Source organism: Flavobacterium agri (assembly GCF_013401995.1).
Lineage (GTDB): Bacteria > Bacteroidota > Bacteroidia > Flavobacteriales > Flavobacteriaceae > Flavobacterium > Flavobacterium agri.
Genome location: NZ_JACBJI010000003.1, coordinates 432562 through 458554 on the forward strand (window position 1 = coordinate 432562; position 25993 = coordinate 458554).

Annotated in this window: 30 protein-coding genes; 19 read left to right on the top strand and 11 right to left on the bottom strand. The window is 46.2% G+C overall.

The window, feature by feature from the left end; genetic code table 11:
* The first annotated feature begins 32 nt into the window (after positions 1-32).
* On the top strand, positions 33-1451 hold the full coding sequence (locus tag HZF10_RS09280) for an FAD-binding oxidoreductase (protein ID WP_176005917.1): 1419 nt from the start codon (positions 33-35) through the stop codon (positions 1449-1451).
* Here the strand turns inward: HZF10_RS09280 and HZF10_RS09285 are convergent.
* From HZF10_RS09285 to HZF10_RS09315, 7 genes are all read right to left on the bottom strand, one after another.
* Positions 1446-1607, bottom strand: a complete 162-nt coding sequence (locus HZF10_RS09285; RefSeq protein WP_176005918.1) for a hypothetical protein — start codon at positions 1605-1607, stop codon at positions 1446-1448. The genes HZF10_RS09280 and HZF10_RS09285 overlap by 6 nt on opposite strands.
* A 596-nt stretch (positions 1608-2203) precedes the next feature.
* On the bottom strand, positions 2204-2794 hold the full coding sequence (locus HZF10_RS09290) for a hypothetical protein (protein WP_176005919.1): 591 nt from the start codon (positions 2792-2794) through the stop codon (positions 2204-2206).
* A gap of 16 nt (positions 2795-2810) precedes the next feature.
* A complete protein-coding gene (locus tag HZF10_RS09295) occupies positions 2811-3389 on the bottom strand; it encodes a hypothetical protein (RefSeq protein ID WP_176005920.1) in 579 nt (192 codons plus the stop codon).
* A 100-nt stretch (positions 3390-3489) separates the two neighbouring features.
* Positions 3490-6849: a preprotein translocase subunit SecA gene (secA, locus tag HZF10_RS09300; protein ID WP_176005921.1), complete on the bottom strand. Its 3360-nt coding sequence runs from the start codon at positions 6847-6849 to the stop codon at positions 3490-3492.
* Between the two features lie 92 nt (positions 6850-6941).
* On the bottom strand, positions 6942-7163 hold the full coding sequence (locus HZF10_RS09305) for a DUF2795 domain-containing protein (RefSeq protein WP_022828503.1): 222 nt from the start codon (positions 7161-7163) through the stop codon (positions 6942-6944).
* Positions 7164-7324: 161 nt separating this feature from the next.
* Entirely contained in the window at positions 7325-7894 is a 570-nt protein-coding gene (locus tag HZF10_RS09310; protein WP_176005922.1) for a cob(I)yrinic acid a,c-diamide adenosyltransferase, read from the bottom strand.
* A 9-nt stretch (positions 7895-7903) separates the two neighbouring features.
* Positions 7904-8620 (bottom strand): ABC transporter ATP-binding protein, encoded by a 717-nt coding sequence (locus HZF10_RS09315; protein ID WP_306454592.1) that lies wholly within the window; start codon positions 8618-8620, stop codon positions 7904-7906.
* A 214-nt stretch (positions 8621-8834) separates the two neighbouring features.
* On the opposite strand from HZF10_RS09315, the gene HZF10_RS09320 reads away from it, so the two are divergent.
* The 5 genes from HZF10_RS09320 (at position 8835) to HZF10_RS09340 (ending at position 12922) form a co-directional block, all read left to right on the top strand.
* Positions 8835-9503 (top strand): hypothetical protein, encoded by a 669-nt coding sequence (locus HZF10_RS09320; RefSeq protein ID WP_176005923.1) that lies wholly within the window; start codon positions 8835-8837, stop codon positions 9501-9503.
* A 280-nt stretch (positions 9504-9783) separates the two neighbouring features.
* A complete protein-coding gene (locus HZF10_RS09325; protein WP_176005924.1) occupies positions 9784-10473 on the top strand; it encodes a phage tail-like protein in 690 nt (229 codons plus the stop codon).
* Position 10474: 1 nt separating this feature from the next.
* Positions 10475-11170, top strand: a complete 696-nt coding sequence (locus tag HZF10_RS09330) for a phage tail-like protein (RefSeq protein ID WP_176005925.1) — start codon at positions 10475-10477, stop codon at positions 11168-11170.
* Between the two features lie 78 nt (positions 11171-11248).
* A complete protein-coding gene (locus tag HZF10_RS09335) occupies positions 11249-11500 on the top strand; it encodes a DUF7218 family protein (RefSeq protein WP_176005926.1) in 252 nt (83 codons plus the stop codon).
* 57 nt (positions 11501-11557) lie between these two features.
* Positions 11558-12922, top strand: a complete 1365-nt coding sequence (locus HZF10_RS09340; RefSeq protein WP_176005927.1) for a T9SS type A sorting domain-containing protein — start codon at positions 11558-11560, stop codon at positions 12920-12922.
* Here HZF10_RS09340 and HZF10_RS09345 read toward each other — a convergent pair whose 3' ends face one another.
* Both HZF10_RS09345 and HZF10_RS09350 read right to left on the bottom strand, forming a co-directional pair.
* Positions 12923-13696, bottom strand: coding sequence for an O-methyltransferase (locus HZF10_RS09345; RefSeq protein WP_176005928.1), 774 nt, complete (start codon positions 13694-13696; stop codon positions 12923-12925).
* Complete coding sequence (locus HZF10_RS09350) at positions 13696-15555, bottom strand: ABC-F family ATP-binding cassette domain-containing protein (RefSeq protein WP_176005929.1); 1860 nt, start codon at positions 15553-15555, stop codon at positions 13696-13698. The genes HZF10_RS09345 and HZF10_RS09350 overlap by 1 nt, the downstream gene beginning before the upstream one ends.
* Before the next feature lie 373 nt (positions 15556-15928).
* Between HZF10_RS09350 and HZF10_RS09355 the strand changes: the two genes are divergently transcribed.
* The 3 genes from HZF10_RS09355 (at position 15929) to HZF10_RS09365 (ending at position 19147) form a co-directional block, all read left to right on the top strand.
* Positions 15929-16360 (top strand): Hsp20/alpha crystallin family protein, encoded by a 432-nt coding sequence (locus HZF10_RS09355; protein WP_176005930.1) that lies wholly within the window; start codon positions 15929-15931, stop codon positions 16358-16360.
* Positions 16361-16471: 111 nt separating this feature from the next.
* The gene (locus HZF10_RS09360; RefSeq protein ID WP_176005931.1) at positions 16472-17605 is read left to right on the top strand and encodes a glycosyltransferase family 2 protein; all 1134 of its coding nucleotides are present in this window, start codon (positions 16472-16474) and stop codon (positions 17603-17605) included.
* A gap of 117 nt (positions 17606-17722) precedes the next feature.
* The gene (locus HZF10_RS09365) at positions 17723-19147 is read left to right on the top strand and encodes a dihydrolipoamide acetyltransferase family protein (RefSeq protein ID WP_176005932.1); all 1425 of its coding nucleotides are present in this window, start codon (positions 17723-17725) and stop codon (positions 19145-19147) included.
* A gap of 58 nt (positions 19148-19205) precedes the next feature.
* Here the strand turns inward: HZF10_RS09365 and HZF10_RS09370 are convergent, their stop codons facing one another.
* On the bottom strand, positions 19206-19466 hold the full coding sequence (locus tag HZF10_RS09370) for a hypothetical protein (RefSeq protein ID WP_176005933.1): 261 nt from the start codon (positions 19464-19466) through the stop codon (positions 19206-19208).
* 151 nt (positions 19467-19617) lie between these two features.
* On the opposite strand from HZF10_RS09370, the gene HZF10_RS09375 reads away from it, so the two are divergent.
* The 10 genes from HZF10_RS09375 (at position 19618) to HZF10_RS09420 (ending at position 25113) form a co-directional block, all read left to right on the top strand.
* Positions 19618-20391: a 3'-5' exonuclease gene (locus HZF10_RS09375; RefSeq protein WP_176005934.1), complete on the top strand. Its 774-nt coding sequence runs from the start codon at positions 19618-19620 to the stop codon at positions 20389-20391.
* A gap of 55 nt (positions 20392-20446) precedes the next feature.
* A complete protein-coding gene (locus HZF10_RS09380; RefSeq protein ID WP_176005935.1) occupies positions 20447-21058 on the top strand; it encodes a fumarylacetoacetate hydrolase family protein in 612 nt (203 codons plus the stop codon).
* Entirely contained in the window at positions 21058-21402 is a 345-nt protein-coding gene (locus tag HZF10_RS09385) for an Hpt domain-containing protein (protein WP_176005936.1), read from the top strand. Before HZF10_RS09380 ends, HZF10_RS09385 begins: the two co-directional genes overlap by 1 nt.
* A 65-nt stretch (positions 21403-21467) precedes the next feature.
* Entirely contained in the window at positions 21468-22724 is a 1257-nt protein-coding gene (locus HZF10_RS09390; protein ID WP_176005937.1) for a CinA family nicotinamide mononucleotide deamidase-related protein, read from the top strand.
* Positions 22725-22799: 75 nt separating this feature from the next.
* Entirely contained in the window at positions 22800-23036 is a 237-nt protein-coding gene (gene rpmB, locus HZF10_RS09395; RefSeq protein ID WP_176005938.1) for a 50S ribosomal protein L28, read from the top strand.
* Positions 23037-23065: 29 nt separating this feature from the next.
* The gene (gene rpmG / locus HZF10_RS09400) at positions 23066-23248 is read left to right on the top strand and encodes a 50S ribosomal protein L33 (protein ID WP_176005939.1); all 183 of its coding nucleotides are present in this window, start codon (positions 23066-23068) and stop codon (positions 23246-23248) included.
* A 10-nt stretch (positions 23249-23258) separates the two neighbouring features.
* On the top strand, positions 23259-23411 hold the full coding sequence (locus tag HZF10_RS09405; protein ID WP_169528377.1) for a DUF4295 domain-containing protein: 153 nt from the start codon (positions 23259-23261) through the stop codon (positions 23409-23411).
* Between the two features lie 372 nt (positions 23412-23783).
* Positions 23784-24737 carry a signal recognition particle-docking protein FtsY gene (ftsY, locus tag HZF10_RS09410; RefSeq protein WP_176005940.1) on the top strand — a complete coding sequence of 318 codons (954 nt, stop codon included), beginning with the start codon at positions 23784-23786 and terminating at the stop codon, positions 24735-24737.
* A complete protein-coding gene (locus HZF10_RS09415; protein WP_176005941.1) occupies positions 24738-24917 on the top strand; it encodes a hypothetical protein in 180 nt (59 codons plus the stop codon).
* Positions 24910-25113 carry a hypothetical protein gene (locus tag HZF10_RS09420; protein ID WP_176005942.1) on the top strand — a complete coding sequence of 68 codons (204 nt, stop codon included), beginning with the start codon at positions 24910-24912 and terminating at the stop codon, positions 25111-25113. Before HZF10_RS09415 ends, HZF10_RS09420 begins: the two co-directional genes overlap by 8 nt.
* On the opposite strand, the gene HZF10_RS09425 is transcribed toward HZF10_RS09420, so the two are convergent.
* Positions 25114-25977 carry a hypothetical protein gene (locus HZF10_RS09425; RefSeq protein WP_176005943.1) on the bottom strand — a complete coding sequence of 288 codons (864 nt, stop codon included), beginning with the start codon at positions 25975-25977 and terminating at the stop codon, positions 25114-25116.
* Positions 25978-25993: the final 16 nt, after the last annotated feature.

Consider the following 25993-nt stretch of genomic DNA (forward strand, 5'->3'; position numbering starts at 1 on the left):
TAAGTAGTACTTTTGGGTTTTATCCCGATACTATGAAATTTGCCGATATAAACCAGGAAATGATTGCCCAACTCGAAGCCGTTGTTGGGCAATCTTTCGTTTTTACCGATGCCCAAACCAGAAACGATTACGGGCATGATGAAACCGAAGATTACGTTTTTCCCGCGTCGGTTGTCGTAAAACCCGGAACAGCCGAGGAAATCTCGACGATTTTAAAGTTGGCCAACCAATGGAATGTCCCTGTTACGCCAATCGGAGGAAGAACCGGATTGAGTGGAGGTGCGTTGCCGATTCACGCCGGGATTGCGCTTTCGACAGATCGTTTCGACAAAATCATCCACATAGACGAACAAAACCTGCAGGTAATGGTCGAGCCGGGCGTGATTACGCATAATCTTCGCGAAGCCGTAGCCGAAAAAGGGCTGTTTTATCCGCCCGATCCAAGCAGTTTAGGGAGTTGTTTCATCGGCGGAAACGTTTCGGAAAATGCCGGTGGCGCCAGAGCTGTCAAATATGGCGTGACAAAGGATTACGTGCTCAATCTAGAAGTCGTGCTTCCCAATGGCGATATCATCTGGACGGGCGCCAATACGCTTAAGAACTCCACGGGTTACAACCTGACGCAATTGATGGTCGGAAGCGAAGGCACATTGGGCATCATTACCAAAATCGTGATGAAACTGCTCCCGGCGAATAACCACAATATTTTGATGCTCGTGCCTTTTTATGACGGAGCTCAGGCTTGCGAAGCGGTTTCGAGGATTTTCAAGGCCGGAATCGTTCCGAGTGCGCTCGAATTCATGGAACGCGATGCGATCGACTGGACGATGAAATTCGTAGACGGAGTAAATGTGCCGATCAAAGATGGGATCGAAGCGCATCTGCTGATCGAAGTCGACGGGAATTATCCCGACGTTTTGTTTGCCGAGGCCGAAAAAATCACAGAAGTCGTCGAACAATTCAACATAGACGAAATCCTGTTTGCCGATACCGAAGATTACAAAAACGCGCTGTGGAAATTAAGACGTGCGGTAGGAGAGGCCGTCAAATCCAATTCGGTTTATAAAGAAGAAGATACGGTCGTGCCGCGTTACGAGTTGCCGATGTTGCTCAAAGGCATCAAGTTTATTGGCGACAAATACGGTTTCAAATCGGTTTGCTACGGACATGCGGGCGACGGAAACCTTCACGTGAACATCGTAAAAGGCGAAATGTCCGACGAAGCGTGGAAAATCGAAGTTCCGAAAGGCATTCGCGAAATCTTCGAACTGACGGTTTCGTTAAAAGGAACGTTGTCGGGCGAGCACGGAATCGGTTATGTGCAAAAAAACTATATGGACATCGCGTTCGGACAGACTTCGCTTTTGCTTATGAAAGGTATCAAGGACGTTTTTGACCCGAACGGCATTTTGAATCCGGGAAAAGTCTTGCCCGATTATTTGCAGTCATAAGCCGTCGTCTATATCTTTTTCGTCTTTCGGACGGCTTTGGTTGTTGAGATATTCCTCGTAATCCTTCTGGTCTTTGTGGTTCTGTTTGTTCAAGAAAAAAATCAGGGCTATGGCGGCAGCGATTACAATCGCTATGATGATCCAATTGGCTTGCATAAGTGGTTTTCCTCAAATTTAGAAAGGCCAATGTTAAGCGAAAATCAATTCTAATGTGTTGGTTTTAAGATTTTCGGCAGAGAATCTGTAATTGACGATATTGAAAAATTGCGACCTTAGACCTAACAGGTTTCCCAAACCTGTTAGGTCTAAAAAAAATCAATGCGTTTTGGTCGTAAAAATCAAATTCGTCGCCACAACGAAAACCAGCCTTTAATCCGATAGGTAAATCCCTATAAAAAATACGGCATTTGCCCTATTGCCGATCTGTTTCGGCCGCACTAATTTTGGAACAGGGCAAGTAAGCGCCATGCCGACTGGCAGTTCGTGGAAGAAAGGCGCTTACAAAATTTGTTTTAGTTTTTTTAAAAAAGAAAAACCACCGTGTCGTTGCGGTGGTTTTTCATTTACTCTTTTTTGCCTTTTTTCTTTTCCTGCTTTTCGAGCCTTTTTTCCTTCAAGGTCTTGGCCGGTTCTTTTTTTTGTTCCTTTCGGGTATCGGTTCCTTTTGCCATGGTTCTAAGTTTTTAGGTTATGGTTTTTAAACGGTGCGTTGAGCCGTTTCGTATGCTAAAAATAACAAAAGTGATTCAAATTTATAAACCGAGTTGTGTTTTTTCGGCAGCGAACAGTTCATTGAAAATCTCCAGTTGCTGCAAATCGTCAAGGTTGAAGAATTTCCATTGGCCACCCGTTGATGAATCGGAAACCGCCACGAATTTCGAAATCCGCTTGACGTTGATGCTGTTGCGGTTGGGTTCACCAAAAACTTCTTTGGTAGAGGCGATGCGTTTCCATTGTTCGACTTCCTTGTTCATCTCGGCAGCATCCATTTTGTTTTCGTAAAAATAACGCGTCGGATTCCGATAAGAAACCACACAAAATTGCCTTCCTTCTATCGTTTTTGGCTGGTTCACCTGAAACACCGGTGCCGTCAATTGGAGGCGTTTGCGGAATTTTTCGTTCTGGTAGTCGCTGTCGAGCTTTTCGAGGAATTTCTGCTTTCCGCCAAGTTGTTCGACCACTTTTGGGTACGTAAGTTCGGCAATGGGCTCGAAATCCATATTGTAGTTCGAATCGTAAAGCTCGGAAACCGATTTGAGCACGGCAGGATCTTGCGCAAAACACATCGTTCCTACAAAAAACACTAGAGCGGATAAGGCTTTTTTCAAAAATGCGATCGACATCACGAAGTACTTTAATTTAGAGTCCGAGTTCTTTTTTGATGTTCTCGTTGAATACCAAATTGAACATTTCCTTGTTGTCGTAATTGACGAATTGCCATTGGTTTTTGGTCGATTCGTCTGCTACGGCAATCATCACCGCGTCTCCCGCGATCGAAATGCTGTTCGTTTTTTCATCATAAACGACACTTTCGTAATTGCTGGCTTTTTTCATACCGTCTATCATGCCGTCGACCATTGGTTTCTCGAACTGTTGCTTGAGGTTCACTTTCATCGAGTTCCGATAGCGGATCACGCTGAACTTCTTGCCTTCGATCGTTTTTATCGGATCGGCCTTGTATTGTACGGGAAGCGGATTCGTAATTTGGATGGACATGATTTCGTTGTCAAAAGCTTGCTTCATCGCTTCGGCAAGTTGTGCCCGGTCGATGCCTGTGCCTTCAAAAACTTTATTGTAGGTGAAGTCCATGACTTTGGCCATGTCTTGTTTGTTTGTAGCCGCGAAAAGCTCTTGCGCCCTTGTATTCAAAGTTTCGGCTGTCTGTGCGATGCCGCTCAAGGCGATCAATAGTATCGGAAGGATGAATTTCAGTTTCATGATGTCGATTTTCGGTAAATGTAGAAATATAATCGGGCAAGCGGCAAAAAAAATCCCCGAAAACGAAAGCTGTCGGGGATTGTCGATTACTTGTAATCCATTATTCGTTCACGATGACCCATTCGCCCGAATTGATCATGCTTTCGGCTTTCTTGAATTTCATCGTTTCGGTCTTTCCGCTCATCACGTGCTTGATCGTCACGTTGTCGTTGCGGTTGATTTTCGGCATTTCACGAACGATGGTTTCGGTCACGTGGCGTTGTTGTGTCTGTCCGGCTTCGCGCGCTTCCTGAGCCATTTCGTCCGTGTTCATCACATCTTCCTTAGAAGTGGTGTAATTCTCGGGCTGACGCGGCAATTCACGTGCTTCCTGGATTTGCGGAGCTTGCTGCTGTTGCGGCAAATCGCCTTTGAACAAGAACGAAATCACTTCTTTATTCACGTTGTTGATCATCGTGCTGAACAAGTTGAATGCCTCGAATTTGTAGATAAGAAGCGGATCTTTCTGTTCGTGTACCGCCAACTGCACCGATTGTTTCAATTCGTCCATCTTGCGCAAGTGCTTTTTCCAAGCCTCGTCCACGATCGCGAGCGTGATGTTTTTCTCGAAATCGGCGATAAGTGCGCGGCCTTCGGTTTCGTAGGCTTTCTTCAAATCGGTTACGACATTGAGCGATTTCACGCCATCGGTAAACGGCACCACGATGCGCTCGAACTGGTTGTTGGGCTGTTCGAATACGTTCTTGATGATTGGAAACGCCTCTCGTGCGCTACGGTCGGTCTTTTCCGTATAATACGCCAAAGCCGATTTGTAGACTTTTCCGGCGAGTTCCATTTCCGAAAGTCTTTCGAATTCCGATTCCGTCACCGGCGAAGTGATCGAGAAATAACGGATGAGTTCGAATTCGAAATTCTTGAAATCTTTGGTTTGTTTGTTTTGCGTGGCGATGAGTTCGGCCGTGTCGTACATCATGTTGGCGATGTCGAGTTTGAGGCGTTCTCCGTGCAAAGCGTGTTTTCTTCTCTTGTAAACGACTTCGCGTTGTGCGTTCATCACGTCGTCGTATTCGAGCAATCTCTTACGGATTCCGAAGTTGTTTTCCTCGACTTTCTTCTGCGCTCTTTCGATGGATTTCGTCATCATCGAATGTTGGATGACTTCGCCTTCTTTCAAGCCCATCCTGTCCATGATTTTGGCGACTCTTTCCGATCCGAACAAACGCATCAGGTTGTCTTCCAAAGACACGTAAAACTGTGAACTTCCCGGATCTCCCTGACGTCCCGAACGACCTCTGAGCTGGCGGTCGACGCGACGCGAATCGTGTCTTTCGGTACCGATGATGGCCAAACCTCCGGCGGCTTTCACTTCGGGAGTAAGCTTGATATCCGTTCCACGACCTGCCATGTTTGTTGCGATCGTCACGACTCCGGCTTTACCGGCTTCCTCTACGATTTGTGCTTCTTGTTTGTGCAATTTCGCGTTCAAGACGTTGTGCTGCACGTTTCTCATTTTAAGCATACGACTCAACAATTCCGAAATCTCTACCGAAGTCGTACCGATAAGCACCGGACGGCCTTCTGCAGACAATTTTGCAACGTCTTCGATTACCGCGTTGAATTTTTCGCGAACCGAACGGTAGATCAAATCCTGGTGGTCTTTACGTGCAATTCCTCTGTTGGTCGGGATTTCGACCACGTCAAGCTTGTAGATTTCCCAGAATTCGCCCGCTTCTGTAACCGCTGTTCCTGTCATTCCCGCCAATTTGTTGTACATACGGAAGTAATTCTGCAGCGTAATCGTCGCGAACGTTTGTGTCGCCGCTTCGATTTTTACGTTTTCTTTTGCCTCGATCGCTTGGTGCAAACCGTCGGAGTAACGACGTCCGTCCATGATACGGCCGGTTTGCTCGTCTACGATAAGGATTTTATTGTCCATGATCACGTATTCCACGTCCTTTTCGAACAAGGCGTACGCTTTCAAAAGTTGGGTCAATGTGTGGATGCGCTCGCTTTTTACAGAGAAATCCTGGAACAAGCGCTCTTTTTCTTCAGCCTCGGCATCTTTGTCAAGACCTAGTTTTTCGATGCGTGCGATTTCGGTTCCGATATCTGGTAAAACGAAGAAACTGTCGTCGGTATCTTTCGAAAGGTATTTGATACCGTTATCGGAAAGCTCGACCTGGTTGTTTTTTTCCTCGATCACGAAATACAATGCCTCGTCAACCTTGTGCATGTCGCGGTTGTTGTCGGCCATGTACGTGTTTTCGGTCTTCTGCAGGATTTGCTTGACGCCTTCTTCCGAAAGGAATTTGATCAACGCCTTGTTCTTCGGAAGCGCACGGTGCGCACGAAGCAAGTTGAAACCTCCGTCTTTGGTATTTCCTTCCGAAATCAACTTCTTCGCGTTCGCAAGGAATCCGTTGGCCAATTGACGTTGCTCGCCTACCAATTTCTCGATCAAAGGCTTGAGTTCGTTGAATTCGTGGCGGTCGCCTTGAGGAACCGGACCTGAAATGATAAGCGGCGTTCTCGCGTCGTCGATCAAAACCGAGTCGACCTCATCGACGATCGCGAAGTTGTGCTTGCGCTGAACCAGATCCGATGGAGAGTGCGCCATGTTGTCGCGCAGATAGTCGAAACCGAATTCGTTGTTGGTTCCGTAAGTGATGTCGGCTTCGTAAGCTTTGCGACGGCCTTCAGAGTTCGGTTGGTGGTTGTCGATACAATCAACGGTCAATCCGTGGAACTCGAACAAAGGCGCTTTCCACGTGCTGTCACGTTTGGCGAGATAGTCGTTCACGGTTACAAGGTGTACACCGTTTCCGGTAAGAGCGTTCAGATAGAGCGGAAGCGTAGCCACGAGGGTTTTACCTTCCCCTGTCTGCATTTCGGAAATCTTTCCTTGGTGCAAAACCATACCGCCGATAAGCTGTACGTCGTAGTGGATCATGTCCCACGTAATTGGTTTTCCGGCGGCGCTCCACGAATTTGCCCAGACCGCATCGTCTCCTTCTAGTTCGATATAGGTTTTTTCGGCAGAAAGCTCGCGGTCTTTCGGCGTCGCTTTTACGCGGATTTGTGTGTTTTCTTTAAAGCGACGAGCCGTTTCTTTTACGACTGCAAACGCTTCGGGAAGGATTTCGTTGAGTACTTTTTCAGAGATTTCATACGCTTCTTTTTCAAGAGTGTCGATGGCTTGGTAGATGTCTTCTTTCTTGTCGACATCTTCTGTAGTTTCGGCCTCGAGTTTCAGTTCGGCGATCTTGGCGTCCTTTTCGGCTCTCGCGTCTTTGATCTTCGCCTTGAATTTCACCGTGCGCTCACGCAGCTCATCGTGAGAAAGGGCTTGGAGTTCCGATTCGAAACCCTTTATTTTATTCACGTTTCCTTGTAAGGCCTTGATGTCCTTTTCGGATTTGTCGCCTATGAAAACCTTAATGATACTGTTGATGAAACTCATGTTAATCTAGTATGAATCTGTTATAAAAAGTGTGCAAATTTAAGCAAAAAAAAAGCCTCAGATGAGACTTTTTATGATAGTTTTATTTTTGTTTAGTATTCGTCTTCGTTCCAGAGATAATCCTCATCGGTCGGATAATCAGGCCAGATTTCCTCCATCGATTCGTAAATCTCACCTTCGTCCTCAATAGACTGAAGATTCTCTACAACTTCTAGCGGTGCACCCGCACGAATGGCATAATCAATAAGTTCGTCTTTGGTTGCAGGCCATGGCGCATCGCTTAAGTATGACGCCAGTTCTAGTGTCCAATACATCGTCTGTCGATTTAAATTTATGCAAAAATAAATTTTATACTGAAAAAGTCAAGTAAAAATGAATTTATTTTGAAAAAAGTCAAGAACGTTAATTCAATCTTTTGATAATCAAATGATTGTGCTGATTTTTTGAACCAAAAAAGCAATCGGATCCAATCGTTTTAGTTGCCCGGAATCCATTTCACTTCATCGGCGTGCAAATCGGCAGACAACTTCCTTGCCAAGACGAAAAGGTAGTCAGAAAGTCGGTTCAGGTATTTCAAAACGAGCTCGTCTATGGGTTCGTTATGTGACAAAGCGACCGAAAGGCGTTCTGCACGTCGGCAAACGCAACGCGCGATATGACAATATGACACCGTCGTATGCCCACCTGGAAGCACGAAATGTGTCATGGGCGGCAATTCCGATTCCATGGCGTCGATCTCGTTTTCGAGAAGCTGGATGTCGTCTTCGGTTATACGTGGAATATCGAGTCGCAGTTTTCCGTTCTTGAGCACTTCCTTTTCCGGCGGTGTGGCTAAAATCGCTCCGGCCGTAAACAACCTGTCCTGTGTACGGATCAATATTTCTTTGTAATGCGGATTGATTTCTTGATCGCGTATCAATCCGATATAAGAATTGAGTTCATCGACCGTGCCGTAGCTTTCGATCCTGATATGGTCTTTGGGCACGCGTGTTCCTCCGAAAAGGGCCGTCGTTCCTTTGTCTCCGGTTTTGGTATAAACTTTCATGTGGTTGTATTAAGTGTGTTGAAGCGGTTTCGGAGCGTTGATTCCCGAAGTGTCGCTCTCTATAAGGCCGTCGCGCAAACGGATCACGCGATGCGCATAAGCCGCAATGTCTTCTTCGTGCGTCACGAGAATCACCGTATTTCCGTTTTTGTGGATTTCGCCGAATAGGTTCATGATTTCGATCGAGGTTTTACTGTCGAGGTTTCCCGTCGGCTCATCGGCGAGGATGATCGATGGTTTGTTGACGAGTGCCCGCGCAATGGCGACACGTTGTCTCTGCCCGCCCGAAAGTTGGTTCGGTTGGTGATCCATACGGTCGGAAAGATTGACTTGTGTCAGTACTTCGGTGGCTCTTTCGCGTCGCTCCGATTTGGAATAACCGGCGTAAATCATCGGTAAGGCGACATTGTCCAAAGCGGTAGTTCTCGGCAAAAGGTTGAACGTCTGGAACACGAATCCGATTTCCTTGTTTCTGATGTCGGCTAGTTCGTCGTCGTGCATCTTGCTTACGTCTTTTCCGTTAAGGATATACGTGCCTGAAGTCGGCGTATCCAAACACCCCAAAAGGTTCATCAGTGTTGATTTGCCTGAACCCGACGGCCCCATAAGCGCCACGTATTCCCCTTTTTTGATGTCGAGATCTATGCCTTTGAGCACGTAAACGGTTTCGTTTCCGAGTGCGAAATTCCTTTTGATGTCTTTAATCTGGATCAGTGAATCGGCCATGAGATAGGTTTGTGGCCTAAAAGTAGAAAATTAAACCTTAATAAGGTACTTCCGATAGTTGAATATGTGTTACACGATTTCCATAATTCGTTGTATTATAAAGTCTAAAATTTCGATTTTACTAAACTATTCTTAATTAATTAGGTTAAAAATTGAAAATAAATCTAATTTTGTTCGTATATCTGATAACAATTATAAATCAAAACCAATAGTCATGAAAAAAGTCAATTTAATTTTAGGAGCGGCCGCGATCGCGTTGGCCTTCACTTCTTGTAAGAACGAAAACGAGGAAAGAGCAGAAAAAACAGTCGATACATATGTGGTTTACGTTGATTCCATCGGTAACATCGCTGCCGCGGACGCCAAGGCGAACTGGGCCGAAATTGAAGCCTCATACCAACAGCGTACCATGGAAGCCGAAGCTGCACTAGCCGATATGAAAGACAAAGAAGCGGCGCAAAAGAAACTGGATGAAAGCAAAGCCAAATATGAAGAGTTGAAAGCCAAAGTGCAGGCCGAGGCCGCAGCCGCAACGCCAGATCGTAAAACAGAAATCCGAAACGCGTTGTTCGGGGAAGGTGTAGTCGGAGAAGACATGAGTTTCGCGTGGGTCAACAAAGACAACATCCTAAAAGTGTACAACGATTTCTATAATGAATTCGACAAAAACCAAAACAGTTACAGCCGTGAAGACCTCGATGAGATCAAGTTGTTGTACGAAGCACTCGACGCACGTAAGAACACGGTCGAAAAAGAAGGTCTTGATGCAAAAGACAACCGCAAGATCGCCGAGCTGAAAATCAAGTTCGCGCCTAAGTTCAAATGGGAGCGCATCACGTCTAAAGGAGAAGAAAACGCCCAGGCTAAAGACAAAGCCGAATAAAATACGTTGATTATTAATTCAGGAAAAGCGGTGGCCGAAAGGTCGCCGCTTTTTTTATGCCGTGAAAAAATTATTCAACAGCATTCGCCAAACGACCTGATTCGAATGTGGAAACAGCCAATTAAATGCCGTATTGCGATGATTTTCAGATTTTAATTCCATATTCTCTCATTTTAAGAATAATCGATTGCGGGTTTCCTCAATTAACATTTTGTCGAACCGACGCCGTCCGTTAGAAGGTGCTACTTTTCGTACATTTGAAGCCTCTAAAAACAAGAAAATGCCTCAGTTTGTAAGGATTATCTTTTTGTGTGTCCTTTTTTCGGTAGGTGCGTTCGCGCAGGTCGGAATCGGTACGGCAAACGTAGATGCGAGTGCGCTTTTACAGTTGGAAAGCACGAATTCCGCTTTCGTTTTACCGCGTATGACTGATTCCCAAATGACGACTGTCACAAATCCGCCGGTAGGATCGATGATTTTCAACAATTCCGAAAACCTTCCGTATTTTCGCAGCGATGTCGGTTGGTCGGGGTTCGACATCAATTCCAATCCGACAATCATTTTGACCAAGAGCGGCGGAACGCTTTCCACGTCGACCACGTCGTCTTATCCGATAAATGTTTCATCCGCAAATATACTTTCTACGAGTTCTGCCTATTTTACTGTAGACGGGCCTGGAGCGATTACCGTAAATCGTTCCGGGGTGTATCTGATGTCGGCTTGTCTTTCCACGTCGAACATGCCTGCTGGCAGCCGCCGATATCATTTGGCTGTGTATCGAAATGGGGCATTAGTCAGTTATCTCGCCAAGTCCAAACTCGAAATGTCGTCTTCCGATTATTGGGGTATGACAGGAACGCTGATGTACTATCTTCAGGCCGGTGACCAATTGTATTTCCGATATTTTATCTCGAACACCACTACGCTCGCGAATGTTTTCCAAACCATCTGTATTACGAAACTCAACTGATATGAAAGGATTTTTAATGTTTTTGCTATTGACTTCGGGATGGATGTCGGCTCAGGTAGGAATCGGTACGACTACGCCAAGTTCGAGTGCGATACTTCAACTGGAAAGTACAGACAAGACGTTCGTGCCGCCGCGTATGACCAACGCCCAAATGGTTGCGATTGCGTCTCCGCTTAACGGGTCGATGGTGTACAATACGACGTATAACGCGATGTTTGTGAGGACTTCGAACGGATGGAAGAACTTTTTCGAAACTTCGAATGCGTCGATCGTGCTCAACAAGACCTTCAGTTCGGGCAATAATGTCGTCGCTACGGCCAACAATACCTATGCGAATTTTCCGCTGGCCTCGACAGATGCGATGACGATTGACAACGCAATTTATACGGTGACGGGTGCAGGTAAGATCAAAGTGGCCGAAAACGGCGTGTATATGATCACGGCCAGTTTTTCGGTATCCAACATGCCGACTGGTGTGAGGAAATACGTCATCGCGGTGTACCAGAACTCTAATATCGTTGGCTATTTGTCAAGAGGTACGGCCAATCTCGAATCCACCGACGAGTGGGGAACAAGCGGCTCATTGAGTATATCGGCAGCGCAAAACGACATCATCGAACTCAAATATGTCCTCAATAATGCGGGTGCGACATTAGATGCCAAAATCTTCAATATCGGGATCACCAAGCTTAAATAGTACAAATTATTGTACAAACGAGGTAATATTTTTGGAGATGGATACACGTAACTTTCGGTGAATCCAAAACCTGAAATTATGCCCGGAAAAGACCCAGGTCCGCAAATAAAAGACAAGGACCAATACGAAGCCTTGCGCGATAAAGGCTATAGCAAACAGAAATCGGCGCGTATCGCCAACAGTAAAGGTGCCGAACATAGGGGCGGTAAAGCCAAAGCCTATGAAAACCAGACCAAAGAACAAGTTTACGCCGAGGCCAAAAAGGTCGGGATCAAAGGCAGGTCCAAAATGACAAAGAAAGAGTTGATGCATGCCTTGCGTACGAATTGATTTTCAAATACTTGATTCTTAGTACGATATTTTTTAAATTGGCGTAAAAAATACGCTATGAAAAAAATTCTACTTCTTTTGGTGGGCGTTCCGTTTATGGCCCAAAGTCAGTGTTGGGATCAGATTTCCTCGCTCAACAATTCGGTTCTGATACAAAAAAGCGACGGTTCGCTTTGGGGTTACGGCACGAACAACGACGGATCGTTAGGGAGTGCCATCGGCCAGATCAATGCGCCGGTCGTAATTTCTGCCGATGCCGATTGGGCTTCATTCTCCTCAAGTCCCAAAACATCTTTGGCGATCAAGTCAGACGGAAGTCTTTGGGCATGGGGCATCAATGCCAACACTTTCGGTAACGGATCGAGTAGCACGACTCCCGTCACTTCACCTCAAATCGTTACCCAGATCACCGATGTCGCGTCTGTAAGTACCGACGGTTCCGCATCATTCGCCGTGAAGCAAGACGGTTCGTTATGGGCGTGGGGAAGCGACCAATACGAAAAACTCGGATTGGGAAGCGGCGACCAGACCACATCGTCTGCTGTGCAAATCGGAACCGACACCGATTGGGTCAGCGTCAAGACATGTGTGTATTTTGTACTCGCGCTCAAATCGGACGGCACACTTTGGGGTTGGGGTAGGAATTCCGCAGCCCAATTAGGGCAAGGTTATGCATCGCCGGGCGTCGAACCCGATGAAGTTTATGTGGCCGAACCCGTCGAAATAGGCGATGGCGCATGGGCGCAGTTTTGCGGATACGAACGCATGGCGTTGGCTATCAAAACAGATGGCACGCTTTGGAGTTGGGGTTACTCCGGCCATGGTGCGCTTGGTCTCGGCCAAATGGCCCAAACCGTATTGGTTCCTACCCAAATCGGATCCGATAACGACTGGAGTTCGGTTTCGACTGCTGGCCAAGTATCGGCCGCGATCAAAACCAATGGCGCGCTTTATACGTGGGGAATCGGAATGGCGGGTGCTTTAGGCAACGGCAGTTTAACCTGGACAAACGTGCCCGGCCAAGTCGGTACGGCTACAAACTGGACCAGTGTCGGTAACAGTTACGTGTGTACTTTTGCCTCAAATTCACAAGGTCAACTTTACGATTTCGGATATTCCGGGAATTGGGGCTATCAAAATTACTATACGCCTTTGGTGTTTACAAGTGCGGATTGCTCGCTTGGGATAGGTGAAAATCCGCGCAACTTTTCGGTATGGCCGAATCCTGTCGATCGGACCGTCTCGATCGCATTTGACGGAAATGTAGAAAAGTTCAGGCTGATTGACGCAAGCGGCCGCGTTGTCATTCAAGGCAGTCCGGTTCAAAATCAAATCGACTTGGCACAGCTTTCTGGCGGTCTGTATTTCCTCGAAATCGAATCCGATGGAAAATCCTATAGGACCAAACTGCTCAAGAAATAATCAGGCGCGGATCACGAAATCTTCTTTTTCCTGTTCCTTCCTGAAAAACACAAAACCCCATTGGAACGTGTCGATCGCAACCGTGACTTTGGGGTGTTTTTTTATGATTTCCCAGGCTTCGGTCATGCCTTCAGACCAATGGATGTCGTCGAAAATCCACACCGAATCGTTCGAAGCGGTCTTAAGCAGCGTTTCGAAATAACGCAAAGTCGCATCTTTTTGATGATTGCCGTCGAAGTAAATCAAGTCGAATTTTTTGTCGGAAAGTCGATTCAATCCAGATTCGAATTCATCGACCGTAATTTCTGCATTCGAAATTCCCGATTTCTCAAGTTGCCGTTTTGCTTCCGATGCCGTATTGGCACAGCCTTCAAGCGAAATCACTTTTGCCGAAGAATTGCCCAAAGCCAAAGCCGACGTGGCCAAACCCAGCGAAGTTCCGATTTCCAAAATGGTTTCGGGTTTGAAATAGCGCGAGATGCGAAACAGCAATTCGGCTCTCTTTGCGGAAATCCCGGCATTTTTCGCAATGTCCGAAACCTTGCGTTCATTCGATTTGAAAACGCGAGAACCCGCTCCGAAATCGGTAACAGAGATCGTTTTGTGGTTTTGCAGAAGCGATTTGCGATAGTTTCCAAGAGTTGTGTATTCCGGATAATCGGATCGGTCGTAAAAACATTTCGTGACCAGGTCGAACACAAAAGGCGAATGCACGCCGTGCTCATTGGTCGATTTGGACAAGAATCGCAGATATGATTTGACCTGCGTCCACATCACTGTTCCGATTTGGCACTCAGTTCGAACCAGCGCTCTTCCTTATTTTCAAGTTCCGATATGATTTTCTGAAGCTCGTCGGCTTTAGCGGAAATGTCGGCATCGGCCACTTTTCCGTCAGAAAACAATTGCTCGATTTCTTTTTTGCGCCATTCCAGATCTTTGATTTCCTTCTCAATTTTAGAAAATTCCTTCTGCTCGTTGAACGACAATCCGGTCGAGGCCTTGTTTTGTTTCCAGTTAGCCTTTTCCTTTGGCGTATCGTCTTTTGTGGGTTCGGCGCTGTCTTCGTAAATCCTGAAATCGGAATAATTGCCCGGGAAATCCTCGATTTTGCCTTGTCCGCGGAAAATGAAAAGGTGGTCGACGATCTTGTCCATAAAATAGCGGTCGTGCGAAACGACGACGAGACAGCCCGGATAATCGATAAGGAAGTTTTCAAGTACGTTGAGTGTGACGATATCGAGGTCGTTCGTCGGTTCGTCGAGAATCAAAAAGTTCGGGTTCTGGATCAAAACCGTACACAGGTACAAGCGTTTCAATTCGCCTCCCGACAGTTTTTCGACGAAATCGTGTTGTTTTTTCCTGTCGAACAAAAAACGTTCGAGCAATTGGCCTGCCGAAATCGTGCGCCCTTTCGCAAGCGGGATATATTCGCCGAATTCCTTGATGACGTCGATCACTTTCTGTCCGACTTTAGGATTGATGCCACTTTGGGTATAGTAGCCGAGTTTTATGGTGTCGCCGATCACGACTTTGCCCGAATCTGGTGGAATCGCGCCCGTGGCGATGTTTAGGAATGTGGATTTTCCCGTGCCGTTTTTGCCGATGATGCCGATGCGCTCGCCACGTTGGAAGTCGTAATCGAATCCGTCCAAAATCGTCTTGTCTCCGAACTTTTTCGAAACCTTGTGCATTTCGATCACTTTCGAACCCAAACGTTCCATGTTGATTTCGAGTTCGACTTGCTGTTCACGGCGTCGGCTTCTGGCTTTTTCCTGGATGACGTAAAAATCGTCCTGGCGCGACTTTGATTTGGTGGTGCGTGCTTTGGGTTGGCGTCGCATCCAATCCAATTCCTTTACGAACAGGTTCTGTGCTTTGTCGATACTCGCGTTTTCGGAAGCTATGCGCATTTCCTTCTTTTCGAGGTAATACGAATAATTGCCTTTGTACTGATATAATTTGCCGTTTTCGAGTTCGATGATCTCGTTGCACACGCGCTCCAGAAAAAAGCGGTCGTGCGTGACCATGAACAACGTCATGTTCTCTTTGGCGAAATAGTTCTCGAGCCATTCGATCATTTCGAGATCGAGGTGGTTCGTCGGTTCGTCGAGGATCAACAAATCGGGTTTGCTGATTAAAATGATCGCAAGCGCGAGACGTTTCTTTTGTCCGCCCGACAAATTCTTGACTTTGAGCTTCAAATCCTCGAGCTTCAATTTGAAAAGGATTTGCTTGAACTGCGTCTCGAAATCCCAAGCGTTATGCCGGTCCATATTGTCGAACGCTTTTTGGTAGGCTTCGGCATCTTCCGGGTTTTCGAGTGCTTTCTCGTATTGTTCGATGACTTTCAGGATTTCGTTGTCCGAAGCGAAAATCGATTCTTCTATGGTGAGTTCGTCCTGCAAATTAGGGACTTGAGACAAGAATGCCATCTTGATTTCCTTGCGCATCACGACCTGGCCCGAATCGGGTTCGTCGACGCCGGTCAAAATGTTCATGATGGTTGTTTTTCCTGTTCCGTTCTTGGCGATGAACGCGATTTTCTGGTCTTTATTGATGCCGAACGAAAGGTTTTCGAACAACGTTCGCTCGCCGTAATGCTTCGAGATGTTTTCTACTGAAAGGTAATTCATGCGGCAAAGGTAGTATTAAGCCGTTAATTGCGCGAACGCGAGGAGATGATTGTGGAAATTTGTGATATCGAAGTAAGATGAATCTGGATTTTGGCCGATGGTGTGGGTTTTTGGTTTTAGACCTAACAGGTTTTCAAAACCTGTTAGGTCTAAGGTAAAACGTTGGGAATAAATTCGGTTACATGAAATCTGCCAAAATCGTTAAAATTCGTAATTCATATCAACTTTTTTTAAGTGTATAAAAGTTGCTTTAAATGTTAAAATTGTCAAAAAGGCAGTAATTGCGACATTTTGACATCTAAAATTGAATGGGTACAGAACTTGACTATACGGATGCGAGAAACATTTTTATAACCATTAAAAACATAGAATCATGAACCTAGTGAAGAAAAACCACGGACATTTTTTTCCATCTGTATTAGATGAATTGTTCCGTCCCGATTTCGGCGGACGCCAATTGAATTTCAACACGCCGGCCGTCCCGCCGGTAAACATCCGCGAAACCGATAATGCTTTCGAAGTAGAGTTGTCGGCTCCCGGAAAAACAAAAGAAGACTTCAATATAGAAGTAGACAACGGCCTGTTGACCATTTCGTCCGAAATCAAAAATGAAACTACTGCCGAGGAAGGCAAATACACGCGTCGAGAGTTCTCGTTTTCGTCTTTCAAAAGATCGTTTACGTTGCCCGAAACAGTGAACGACGACGATATAAAGGCTTCGTACGAGGGTGGGATCCTCAAAATCAGCCTTCCGAAAAAAGAAGAAGCACTCCCAAAAGCGAAAAGATTGATTGATGTAGGTTAATGATTGATTGTGAGTGTTTAGTGAGAGAGCGTCCCGGTTTCGGGGCGCTTTTTTTTGTGGAGTGCCGAAGTGTGTCATTTAGTGCTTCGTCACTTTGCTTATATTTGCGTCATGCAGCTTTCCGTCGTCATCCTCAACTATAATGTGCGTTGGTTTTTACAACTCTGTCTCGAAAGTGTGCAGAAGTCGGTGGCGAATATCGACACAGAAATCATAGTCGTGGATAATAATTCTGCAGACGATTCGTGTGCAATGGTGAAAGCGCTTTTTCCTAATGTCAAGCTCATCGAGAACAAGGAAAATTCGGGTTTTCCCAAAGGCAATAATATAGGTGTGGCACAAGCAAAAGGCGAATATATCTGCATTTTGAATCCCGATACGGTCGTGGCCGAAGATACGTTCAAGAAGATTCTGGCTTTCGCGAATTTGCAGCCAAAACTCGGGATTGTCGGCTGCAAATTGATCGACGGCACCGGAAAATTCCTGCCCGAAAGCAAGCGCGGCATCCCGAAACCATTCACCGCGTTTGGAAAAGTTACAGGTTTGTACAAGGTTTTGCCATCGGTTTTTGGAAAATACTATGCATCGCATCTCGAGGAAAGCCAAACCGGCGAAGTCGAAATCCTCGTCGGTGCGTTTATGGTGATGAAACGCGACACCTACTTGTCCGTTGGCGGTTTCGACGAGGATTGTTTTATGTATTCCGACGACATCGACCTTTCGTACACGGTCCTGAAATCGGGCAAAAAAAACTTTTATTTCGGCGAGACCACCGTCATTCATTTCAAAGGCGAAAGCACGATAAAAGACGGATTGTACATGAAGCGTTTCCGCGAAGCGATGAATTTTTTCTATCGCAAACACTTCCGCGTGTCACCGGTTTTCGATCTATTCATGAAATTCGGTGCGTTTTTGTTTTCGCTCAAAAAACGCGAAGATGCAAAGGTCGAAATTCCCAAGCCGAACCATTATGGGGTTCTTCCGACCAATGGGCCGCTGTTTGAAAAAGCTTCCAAATTGTTAGGAAAAAACCTCGATGGCAATCGACACGTCAATGAAAAAAAAGTAAATTCGTCGACAGCACGAACGCAATACTGGCTTGATTCCGAAGCGATGCCGTTCGGTGAAATCATACAGGAAATGCAATCACTTTCCGCGAACGGGAACACGTTTAGGATTTTGATTAGCAGTGCCGCCATCGGCAGCGATTCCAGCAACGACAGAGGTGAAGTGCTAACATTCTGAAGCCGTTCAACGAAAACGATTGCACTTTGTCTAAAAATTATTGTATTGTTATTGTAATCGGATATAAATCGGTAATTTCGCAAGCAGATTTTAAATTCTAGCGTTCAGCTTATCAATATGGCAAGATACGAACTGAAACTCCCGAAAATGGGAGAAAGCGTTGCGGAAGCGACGATCACCAACTGGCTCAAACAACCCGGAGATCACATCAGCGCCGACGAGGCCGTGCTCGAAATAGCCACCGATAAAGTCGACAGCGAAGTGCCGAGCGAAGTTTCGGGAACTTTGGTTGAACAGTTGTTCCAAAAGGACGATGTGGTAAAAGTCGGTCAAACCGTAGCTATCATCGAGGTAGAGGGTGGAGTCGTGGTGGATGCGCCAAGCGCTCCGGCTTCAATTGAACAACCGACGCCTCAAGTGGCAGCCGCAGCAGTTGAAATAGAGAAAACGGTAGAAACCGCGCGCCAGTTCACGGCTGCTCCGGTTTCCTCAGGTACGCCGCCGACCAAAGAAGAATACCATAATTCCGACCGATTCTATTCGCCATTGGTGAAAAATATTGCGCTTCAGGAAGGCATCTCGATGTCGGAATTGGAGAGCATTTCAGGAACCGGTGCCGAAGGTCGTGTGACGAAGAACGATATTCTGGCTTATGTAGAATATCGCAAAAACGCGCCTCAACAAGCCGCACCTGCTGTTTCTGAGCCGGTACAATCCACACCTCAAGCGCAGCCAGTGCAATCACAGCCGGTACAGCAAGTCGCTCCGGTTCAGGAGGCGCCTAAACCTGCCGCACAAGCCGAACCTGCCAAAGTCCCGGTTTCGGTAAACGGACAGGACGAGATCGTCGAAATGGACCGCATGCGCAAACTCATCTCCAAATATATGGTCGAGTCGGTACAGACTTCGGCCCACGTACAATCGTTCATCGAGGTAGACGTGACCAACATTTGGGACTGGAGAGAGAAAAACAAAGACAAATTCGAGAAAAGAGAAGGCGAGAAGTTGACTTTCACGCCTATATTCATGGAGATAGTAGCCAGGGCGCTCAAGGATTTCCCGTTGATGAACATTGCTGTCGATGGCGATTACATCATCAAGAAAAAAGCCATCAACCTCGGGATGGCGGCCGCATTGCCTAACGGAAACCTTATCGTTCCCGTAATCAAGAATGCCGACCAGTTGAACCTTATCGGAATGGCAAAAGCCGTAAACGATTTGGGTAACCGCGCCAAAGCCGGTAAATTGAAACCGGACGATACGCAAGGCGGGACATATACGGTGACCAATGTGGGTACGTTCGGATCTGTTTTCGGTACGCCGATCATCAACCAGCCGCAAGTCGGGATTTTGGCTCTTGGCGCCATCCGTAAAGTGCCAGCCGTAATCGAAACGCCGGAAGGTGACTTTATCGGAATCCGCAAGAAGATGTTCTTGTCGCACAGTTATGACCACAGGGTTGTCGATGGTGCACTTGGCGGAAGCTTCGTCAAACGAGTTGCCGATTACATGGAAGCTTTCGACGTGGATCGCGATTTCTGATCCGTTTGGAATAATAAAAAACCTCGGCAAGTACCGAGGTTTTTTTTATGTGAATGAATCAAGGGTCGTTTCGGCTTTTTTTGGTGACGGATTTGATGCATCCGATCCCTAAAATTACCAAAGGCACGAAAAACACGAAAACCAGACCGAAAAACTTGAGCAATACAATAGCCGAACCGGTAAGGATCACGAAAGCGCCTACGTTTTTCCATGAATTGTCTTTGTCTTTTGAGCGCCAGCCATCTATGAAAAGCATTAGGATCGGGGCGAACGACAACATTCCGAAGAGCGCTAAAAATGGCGCGAAAGAAAGTTCCATATACGAATATAAGGGATTACGGGTATCGACTTACTTCGATTTCTTGTAATTCGAAACGGATGGATCAATATGATTTTGTACGCGCATTTGTGAAAATTGTGGCATCGGCAGCTTGAGAAAACCCCTATCTTTGCCTTCCCAACAAAATTTTATGGAACTAAAACTCACGCGTCCCATTTGTTTCTTCGACTTGGAAACCACGGGAATCGATATTTGCAAAGACCGAATCGTAGAGATTTCCATCCTCAAAGTATTCCCGAACGGTAACCGCGAAAGCAAGACGTGGCTCGTGAATCCGACGATTCCGATTCCGGCGTCATCTACTGCCGTTCACGGTATTTCCGATGAAAAAGTAGCCAATGAGCCGACGTTTAAGGAACTCGCTCCACAGGTTTATAATATGATCAAGGACAGCGATCTTGCGGGATACAATTCCGATCGTTTCGACATCCCGTTGCTTGCCGAGGAACTGTTGCGTGCCGAATACGACTTCGATATGAAAAGCCGCGTTTCTGTTGACGTACAGACGATTTTTCACAAAAAGGAAGAGCGTACATTAAGTGCCGCTTTGAAGTTTTACTGCGGAAAGGCGCTCGAAAACGCGCATTCCGCCGAAGCCGACACGACCGCGACTTATGAAATCCTCAAGGCTCAACTCGACCGTTATCCCGATTTGGAAAACGACATGAAAACCTTGTCGGAATTCACGACGCGTAAAAAATCGGTCGATTTTGCCGGATTCATCGCGCTCGACGATAAAGGCCGTGAAATCTTTACGTTCGGAAAGCACAAAGGCGCTTTGGTCGAATCTGTTTTCGATAGCGAGCCGGGTTATTTCGGTTGGATACAGAATGCCGATTTTCCGCTATATACCAAGAAAGTCCTTACCGCAATCAAGCTGCGCAAATTGAACAACAAATTCTGATTTGACCGAAAAAACGTCAGCACATCAGCACTTCAGCATCTCGCACTTTAGAATCATGAAAATCATCTGCATTGGCCGCAACTACGCCTCCCACATCGCCGAACTCCAAAACGAGCGTCCCGACGAACCCGTCATTTTCCTGAAACCCGATACGGCCGTTTTGCCAAAGCAATTCCCATTCGTGATCCCCGAATTTTCGCAAGATGTCCATCACGAAGTCGAGCTTTTGGTCAAGATCAACAAAGTCGGGAAGTACATCGATGCGAAGTTTGCGCACAAGTATTACGACGAAATAGGGTTGGGGATCGATTTTACGGCTCGGGATGTGCAGCAACGCCTTAAAGAAAAGGGGTTGCCGTGGGAAAAAGCAAAGGCTTTTGACGGTTCAGCGGTGATTGGCGACTTCTTGTCGAAAAAAATTTTTAGTTCGCATGAATCGATTACCTTTGAACTCACGAACAACGGAAAAACCGTACAAAAGGGTGATTCTGCAAGCATGTTGTGGAAGATTGATGAGATAATTTCCTACGTTTCCCAATACTTCACATTACGTACAGGAGACATCATTTTTACGGGAACGCCCGAAGGCGTGGCAAAAGTTTCTACGGGCGACGTGCTCGAAGGATTCATAGAAGATAAAAAACTATTCCGAATACAAATCAAATAATGGCCCTACATTACAATTTAGCCAAAGTCCATGCGCTATCGGACAACGACGACGACTTCGTGACGCAAATCATCACGTTGTTCGTTACCGAAGTGCCACAGGATGTGATGCAAATCAAACTTGGCATCAAGACAAAAGACCACAAGCTCGCCTATAGCTATGCGCATAAAATCAAACCCACGCTCGACCTTTTGGGTATGACGCAGGCGTTCGAGGAAATCCTCGAGATCGAAGCCTGGACAAAACGCGAAGGAAAGCGCAAAGAAATCAACGATACTTTCGATAGTGTTGAGGATCAGGTAGAAAAAGCGGTTAAGGAAATCAGGAAAGATTTTAACTTATAGTTTAAATTGTTTAAGGTTTAAAGTTTGGCCGATTCGCGTTAACTTTAAACCTTAAACTTTAAACCATGACTGCAACAATCGTCACCATAGGCGATGAAATCCTCATCGGCCAGGTGCTCGACACCAATTCGCAATACATAGCCAAGGCGTTCGACAGGATCGGGATCGACGTCCATGAGATGATTTCCATTTCGGACGACCGCAACCATATCCTCGACACCTTTTCCAAACTTCAGGACAATACCGATTTCGTTTTGATCACCGGCGGATTAGGCCCAACAAAAGACGACATCACCAAAAAGACACTTGCCGAATATTTCGACGATGAGCTTGTAAGCGACTCCAATGTGCTGGCTCACGTAGAAAACCTGTTCCATAAATTCACGGGAACCAAGGCGCCTTTGCTGCAGACCAACATCGATCAGGCATTGGTGCCGTCTAAGGCTACGGTTTTGCACAACGAGTTCGGTACGGCTCCGGGAATGTGGCTGCAAAAAGGAGGTACCGTTTTTATCTCGATGCCCGGCGTGCCATATGAAATGAAAGGATTGATCGATACGGTCGTGATTCCTAAAATAGTCCATGATTTCGAACGTCCTTACATCATCCATAAAACCATCATGACGTATGGCATGGGCGAAAGCCTGCTCGCCGATAAGATAGCCGACTGGGAAAATAGTCTTCCCGACTTCATCAAACTTGCGTATTTACCGTCTCCGGGGCGCGTGCGATTGCGTCTTTCGGCCAGAGGAAAAGACAAGCAAGTGCTCGAAACGGCTTTGTCTGAAAAAATCGAGGTCATATCCAAAATAATAGGAGACGTGATCGTCGGGTTCGAAGAAGACAAAACCATCGAAGCGGTACTCGGCGGTCAACTCGCCCAAAAAGGGCTTACGGTTGCTACGGCCGAAAGTTGTACCGGAGGCAAAATCGCCCAAATCATCACTTCGATTCCAGGTTCTTCCAAATACTATAAAGGCAGTATCGTTAGTTATTCGAAAGATGTTAAAATCAATAATTTAGGAGTGTCCGAGCAAACGATTGCGCAACATTCAGTCGTGAGTGCGGAAGTCGCAAGCGAAATGGCGGACAACGTGCGCAAAATCCTCAAAACCGATTACGGAATCGGTGTTACGGGAAATGCCGGCCCGACTTCGGACGATACGCCAGAAGAAATCGGAGTGGTTTTCATAGCGATCGCCACACCGAACGAAATTATCGCAGAGCGCTTCAATTTCGGCCAGCCGCGTGAAAAAGTGATAGATAGGGCCGTAAATAAATCGCTCGAAATGCTTCAAAAAGAAATTTTAAAAAATGTGTAACAAATGTTTTGCGCAAACGCTTTTTTTTACTTTCTTTGCACCCTGATTTTGAATAACGACTAAAGAGAAGCAATAATGTCAAGAGTTTGTGACCTTACAGGTAAGAAAGCGATGGTTGGAAACAACGTTTCCCACGCTATGAACAAGACCAAGAGGAAGTTTTCGGTTAACCTCGTGAAAAAGCGTTTTTATCTTGCTGAAGAAGACAGATGGATCACGCTCCGCGTAGCTGCCTCTACTATCAAAACAATTAACAAGAACGGGATTGCCGCTGTTTTGAAACAAGCAAAGGCGAACGGATTCATAAAGTAATCTTTTCCCGAAAACTACTATAGAGCAAAATGGCAAAGAAAGGCAACAGAATCCAGGTGATTTTAGAGTGTACAGAGCACAAAGGAACTGGTCTTCCAGGAACTTCGCGTTACATCACTACTAAAAACAAAAAGAATACTCCAGACCGTTTGGAGATCAAGAAATTCAACCCAGTTTTGAAAAGGGTAACCGTTCACAAAGAAATTAAATAAGTTTTAAGTCATGGCAAAGAAGACCGTTGCAACCTTGCAAACCCAGTCAAAGAGATTGTCTAAAGCCATCAAGATGGTGAAATCTCCAAAAACAGGCGCCTACACATTCGTAGAGTCTATCATGGCTCCAGAACTTGTAGACGAGTTTTTGAAAAAGAAATAAGTTGTACACTGTACAAGAGAAAAGCTGCTTCGACCGAAGTGGCTTTTTTTTTACGCTTAACTCTTCTTAACTTCTTAATGGTTGAAGTTTAAGAGGCAAGTTTTCTATATTTGCAGCTATTCCGGCTGTCCGCTACTAGCTTTCTTGAAAACGCCGGGTTTTGAAACGCCTGCCAAGAGCTTCCTGCGGTCGCTTTGGCACGCGAGCAAAACCAAGCCGTTTCCGTCAAAAGGCTATCCGCTTCCATCCGGGCTAGGGCGCGAGCCCAGATTCAACATTCGTTATTCGTTAATCATCTGTTCGTTATTCGAATTTTTGAAGTTTATTGAATGTTGAACAACAAATAACGAACAACGAATAACGAAGTATAGAATGTCCTTCTTTAAAAGAATTTTTTCAAGCGAGAAAAAAGAAACCCTCGACAAAGGCCTCGAGCAAACCAAAACCTCTTTCTTCTCTAAACTCACCAAAGCCGTTGCCGGTAAATCCAAAGTAGACGACGAAGTCCTCGACAATCTGGAGGAAGTCCTCGTATCTTCGGACGTTGGCGTAGAAACCACGCTCAAAATCATCGAGCGCATCGAAAAACGTGTTTCCGAAGACAAATACCTGGGCACGGAAGAACTCAATAAGATATTGCGCGAGGAAATCGGAGCGTTGCTGTCTGAAACCAACTCGGGTGAAGGTTCCGAATTCACGATTCCCGCTAACAAAAAGCCATACGTGATCATGGTCGTTGGCGTAAACGGTGTCGGAAAGACGACCACGATCGGCAAACTCGCGAACCAATTCAAGAAAGCGGGTTATAAAGTCGTGCTCGGAGCCGCCGATACGTTCCGCGCCGCGGCAATCGACCAATTGCAAATTTGGGCAGATCGCGTTGGCGTACCGATCGTGAAACAGCAAATGGGTTCCGATCCGGCTTCCGTAGCTTTCGATACGTTGCAATCTGCGGTTTCCCAAAACGCCGATGTCGTGATCATCGATACGGCAGGTCGCCTTCACAACAAGATCAATTTGATGAACGAGCTTACCAAAGTCAAGCGCGTGATGCAAAAAGTCGTAGCGGACGCACCTCACGATGTACTTTTGGTCCTCGACGGATCGACGGGCCAGAATGCGTTCGAACAAGCCAAGCAATTCACCGCCGCCACAGAAGTTTCGGCTCTTGCCGTGACCAAACTCGACGGAACGGCCAAAGGCGGCGTCGTCATCGGTATTTCGGACCAATTCCAGATTCCGGTGAAATATATCGGAGTAGGCGAAGGCATAGAAGACCTTCAGGTATTCAACAAATACGAGTTCGTCGATTCATTCTTCAAATAAATGGGACGTAGGAGACGCAGCAATTTACCACCGGGTTTGTCTACCTTTTTGGGAGGCGTAATCATTTTTGCGGCCGCGAATTCGATAAAAGAGTTCACGACCGCTTATTACATCCTGTTGGGATTGTCGGTGTTGGTTTGCGTAGCCGCCATTTATCAATACATTCGTCGCAATGGCTAAAACAATCAGATCAAGAAAATCTTCGGGATCGAAAGGTATTTCCCCGATAACGCTTTATGTATTGGCTGTCGGATGCTTCGTGTTTTCCAAACTGTTCGCCAATAAGATCGACGTCGCCGATTATGCGTTCGCGGCATTGGGATTCGTTCTGTTCGCTTTGGCTTTCTGGAAGTACTTCAAAAACCGCAAACGCTGATCAGAATCGATACGTGTCCGTTTCGGTCGATGGCGCTTTTTGGTTTTCTTCGAATCGTCCTCGATAAATCCTAAGTAGCTTCTCCAGTTCCGAACCTTTTTTATCAAGTTCGAAAACCTGAATTTCGTGGTAGATGCCTTGTGTCCGAAACACTAACAATTGCTGCATGTGTTTGCCGCGTCGCTTCATGATCACATCTTCTCCCGAAATGTGTTGCCAGCCCGTAAATTCGCCCTTTTTCTTTTTGAGTCCTTTTTCGTTGAGCACGAGCTGCGGATCGTTGTTGAAATAATCGCGAAGCGCTTTACCTGCAAAGAAAATACCGAAGGCGATCGAAATCCATCCGAAAATATCCTTTTTTGCAGGAATCGCCAAAAAGATTCCCATGGCAATAAATAAGACGCCCATCAATATCTGGAAAATCTTTTGCCCTTTCGAGAAATAAATGACGGTTTCGAAAGGAACTCCTTTGTCGTCGTGGAATTCATCGGGCACATTGAATTTGTCGAGCAAACGTTGCCATTGGGCTTTCTGTTCGGCCGAACGGATTTCCAACTTCTCAGTCCAGCTGTCTCTTCTGCCGATAATTTTGGCTTTGACCGCACGATGTTCGAGTTCATGGACATTTCGAACATTCGTGAACGCCCAGATGCGCCAACGCGTTGCGGCGATCGACCAATACACCAAAGGGGTTATGAACACGACGGGAAGTCCTATACCTGCAGCAAGTCCTTTATTTTCCAATTGTGTAGTACAAACAATGAATACTAGAAATCCGACAAAAAGAATGCCGATCACGGGCAAATTGACAGTATTTCGACCGTGCTTCAACGCTTGGTCAACAGAGGTATTTTCCTTTTTCACGCGGCAAAAGTAAAGC

Excerpts from the sequence above, each read along its gene's own strand:
- HZF10_RS09355 (WP_176005930.1), top strand. The coding sequence starts at position 15,929 with ATGAACCTAGTGAAGAAAAACCACGGACATTTTTTTCCATCTGTATTA.
- secA (WP_176005921.1), bottom strand. The coding sequence starts at position 6,849 with ATGAGTTTCATCAACAGTATCATTAAGGTTTTCATAGGCGACAAATCC.
- HZF10_RS09415 (WP_176005941.1), top strand. The coding sequence starts at position 24,738 with ATGGGACGTAGGAGACGCAGCAATTTACCACCGGGTTTGTCTACCTTT.
- HZF10_RS09340 (WP_176005927.1), top strand. The coding sequence starts at position 11,558 with ATGAAAAAAATTCTACTTCTTTTGGTGGGCGTTCCGTTTATGGCCCAA.
- rpmG (WP_176005939.1), top strand. The coding sequence starts at position 23,066 with ATGGCAAAGAAAGGCAACAGAATCCAGGTGATTTTAGAGTGTACAGAG.
- HZF10_RS09325 (WP_176005924.1), top strand. The coding sequence starts at position 9,784 with ATGCCTCAGTTTGTAAGGATTATCTTTTTGTGTGTCCTTTTTTCGGTA.
- HZF10_RS09370 (WP_176005933.1), bottom strand. The coding sequence starts at position 19,466 with ATGGAACTTTCTTTCGCGCCATTTTTAGCGCTCTTCGGAATGTTGTCG.
- HZF10_RS09385 (WP_176005936.1), top strand. The coding sequence starts at position 21,058 with ATGGCCCTACATTACAATTTAGCCAAAGTCCATGCGCTATCGGACAAC.
- HZF10_RS09335 (WP_176005926.1), top strand. The coding sequence starts at position 11,249 with ATGCCCGGAAAAGACCCAGGTCCGCAAATAAAAGACAAGGACCAATAC.
- HZF10_RS09285 (WP_176005918.1), bottom strand. The coding sequence starts at position 1,607 with ATGCAAGCCAATTGGATCATCATAGCGATTGTAATCGCTGCCGCCATA.
- HZF10_RS09280 (WP_176005917.1), top strand. The coding sequence starts at position 33 with ATGAAATTTGCCGATATAAACCAGGAAATGATTGCCCAACTCGAAGCC.
- HZF10_RS09365 (WP_176005932.1), top strand. The coding sequence starts at position 17,723 with ATGGCAAGATACGAACTGAAACTCCCGAAAATGGGAGAAAGCGTTGCG.
- HZF10_RS09375 (WP_176005934.1), top strand. The coding sequence starts at position 19,618 with ATGGAACTAAAACTCACGCGTCCCATTTGTTTCTTCGACTTGGAAACC.
- rpmB (WP_176005938.1), top strand. The coding sequence starts at position 22,800 with ATGTCAAGAGTTTGTGACCTTACAGGTAAGAAAGCGATGGTTGGAAAC.
- HZF10_RS09320 (WP_176005923.1), top strand. The coding sequence starts at position 8,835 with ATGAAAAAAGTCAATTTAATTTTAGGAGCGGCCGCGATCGCGTTGGCC.
- HZF10_RS09330 (WP_176005925.1), top strand. The coding sequence starts at position 10,475 with ATGAAAGGATTTTTAATGTTTTTGCTATTGACTTCGGGATGGATGTCG.
- HZF10_RS09380 (WP_176005935.1), top strand. The coding sequence starts at position 20,447 with ATGAAAATCATCTGCATTGGCCGCAACTACGCCTCCCACATCGCCGAA.
- HZF10_RS09295 (WP_176005920.1), bottom strand. The coding sequence starts at position 3,389 with ATGAAACTGAAATTCATCCTTCCGATACTATTGATCGCCTTGAGCGGC.
- HZF10_RS09315 (WP_306454592.1), bottom strand. The coding sequence starts at position 8,620 with ATGGCCGATTCACTGATCCAGATTAAAGACATCAAAAGGAATTTCGCA.
- HZF10_RS09305 (WP_022828503.1), bottom strand. The coding sequence starts at position 7,163 with ATGTATTGGACACTAGAACTGGCGTCATACTTAAGCGATGCGCCATGG.
- ftsY (WP_176005940.1), top strand. The coding sequence starts at position 23,784 with ATGTCCTTCTTTAAAAGAATTTTTTCAAGCGAGAAAAAAGAAACCCTC.
- HZF10_RS09390 (WP_176005937.1), top strand. The coding sequence starts at position 21,468 with ATGACTGCAACAATCGTCACCATAGGCGATGAAATCCTCATCGGCCAG.
- HZF10_RS09345 (WP_176005928.1), bottom strand. The coding sequence starts at position 13,696 with ATGTGGACGCAGGTCAAATCATATCTGCGATTCTTGTCCAAATCGACC.
- HZF10_RS09350 (WP_176005929.1), bottom strand. The coding sequence starts at position 15,555 with ATGAATTACCTTTCAGTAGAAAACATCTCGAAGCATTACGGCGAGCGA.
- HZF10_RS09405 (WP_169528377.1), top strand. The coding sequence starts at position 23,259 with ATGGCAAAGAAGACCGTTGCAACCTTGCAAACCCAGTCAAAGAGATTG.
- HZF10_RS09290 (WP_176005919.1), bottom strand. The coding sequence starts at position 2,794 with ATGTCGATCGCATTTTTGAAAAAAGCCTTATCCGCTCTAGTGTTTTTT.
- HZF10_RS09310 (WP_176005922.1), bottom strand. The coding sequence starts at position 7,894 with ATGAAAGTTTATACCAAAACCGGAGACAAAGGAACGACGGCCCTTTTC.
- HZF10_RS09360 (WP_176005931.1), top strand. The coding sequence starts at position 16,472 with ATGCAGCTTTCCGTCGTCATCCTCAACTATAATGTGCGTTGGTTTTTA.
- HZF10_RS09420 (WP_176005942.1), top strand. The coding sequence starts at position 24,910 with ATGGCTAAAACAATCAGATCAAGAAAATCTTCGGGATCGAAAGGTATT.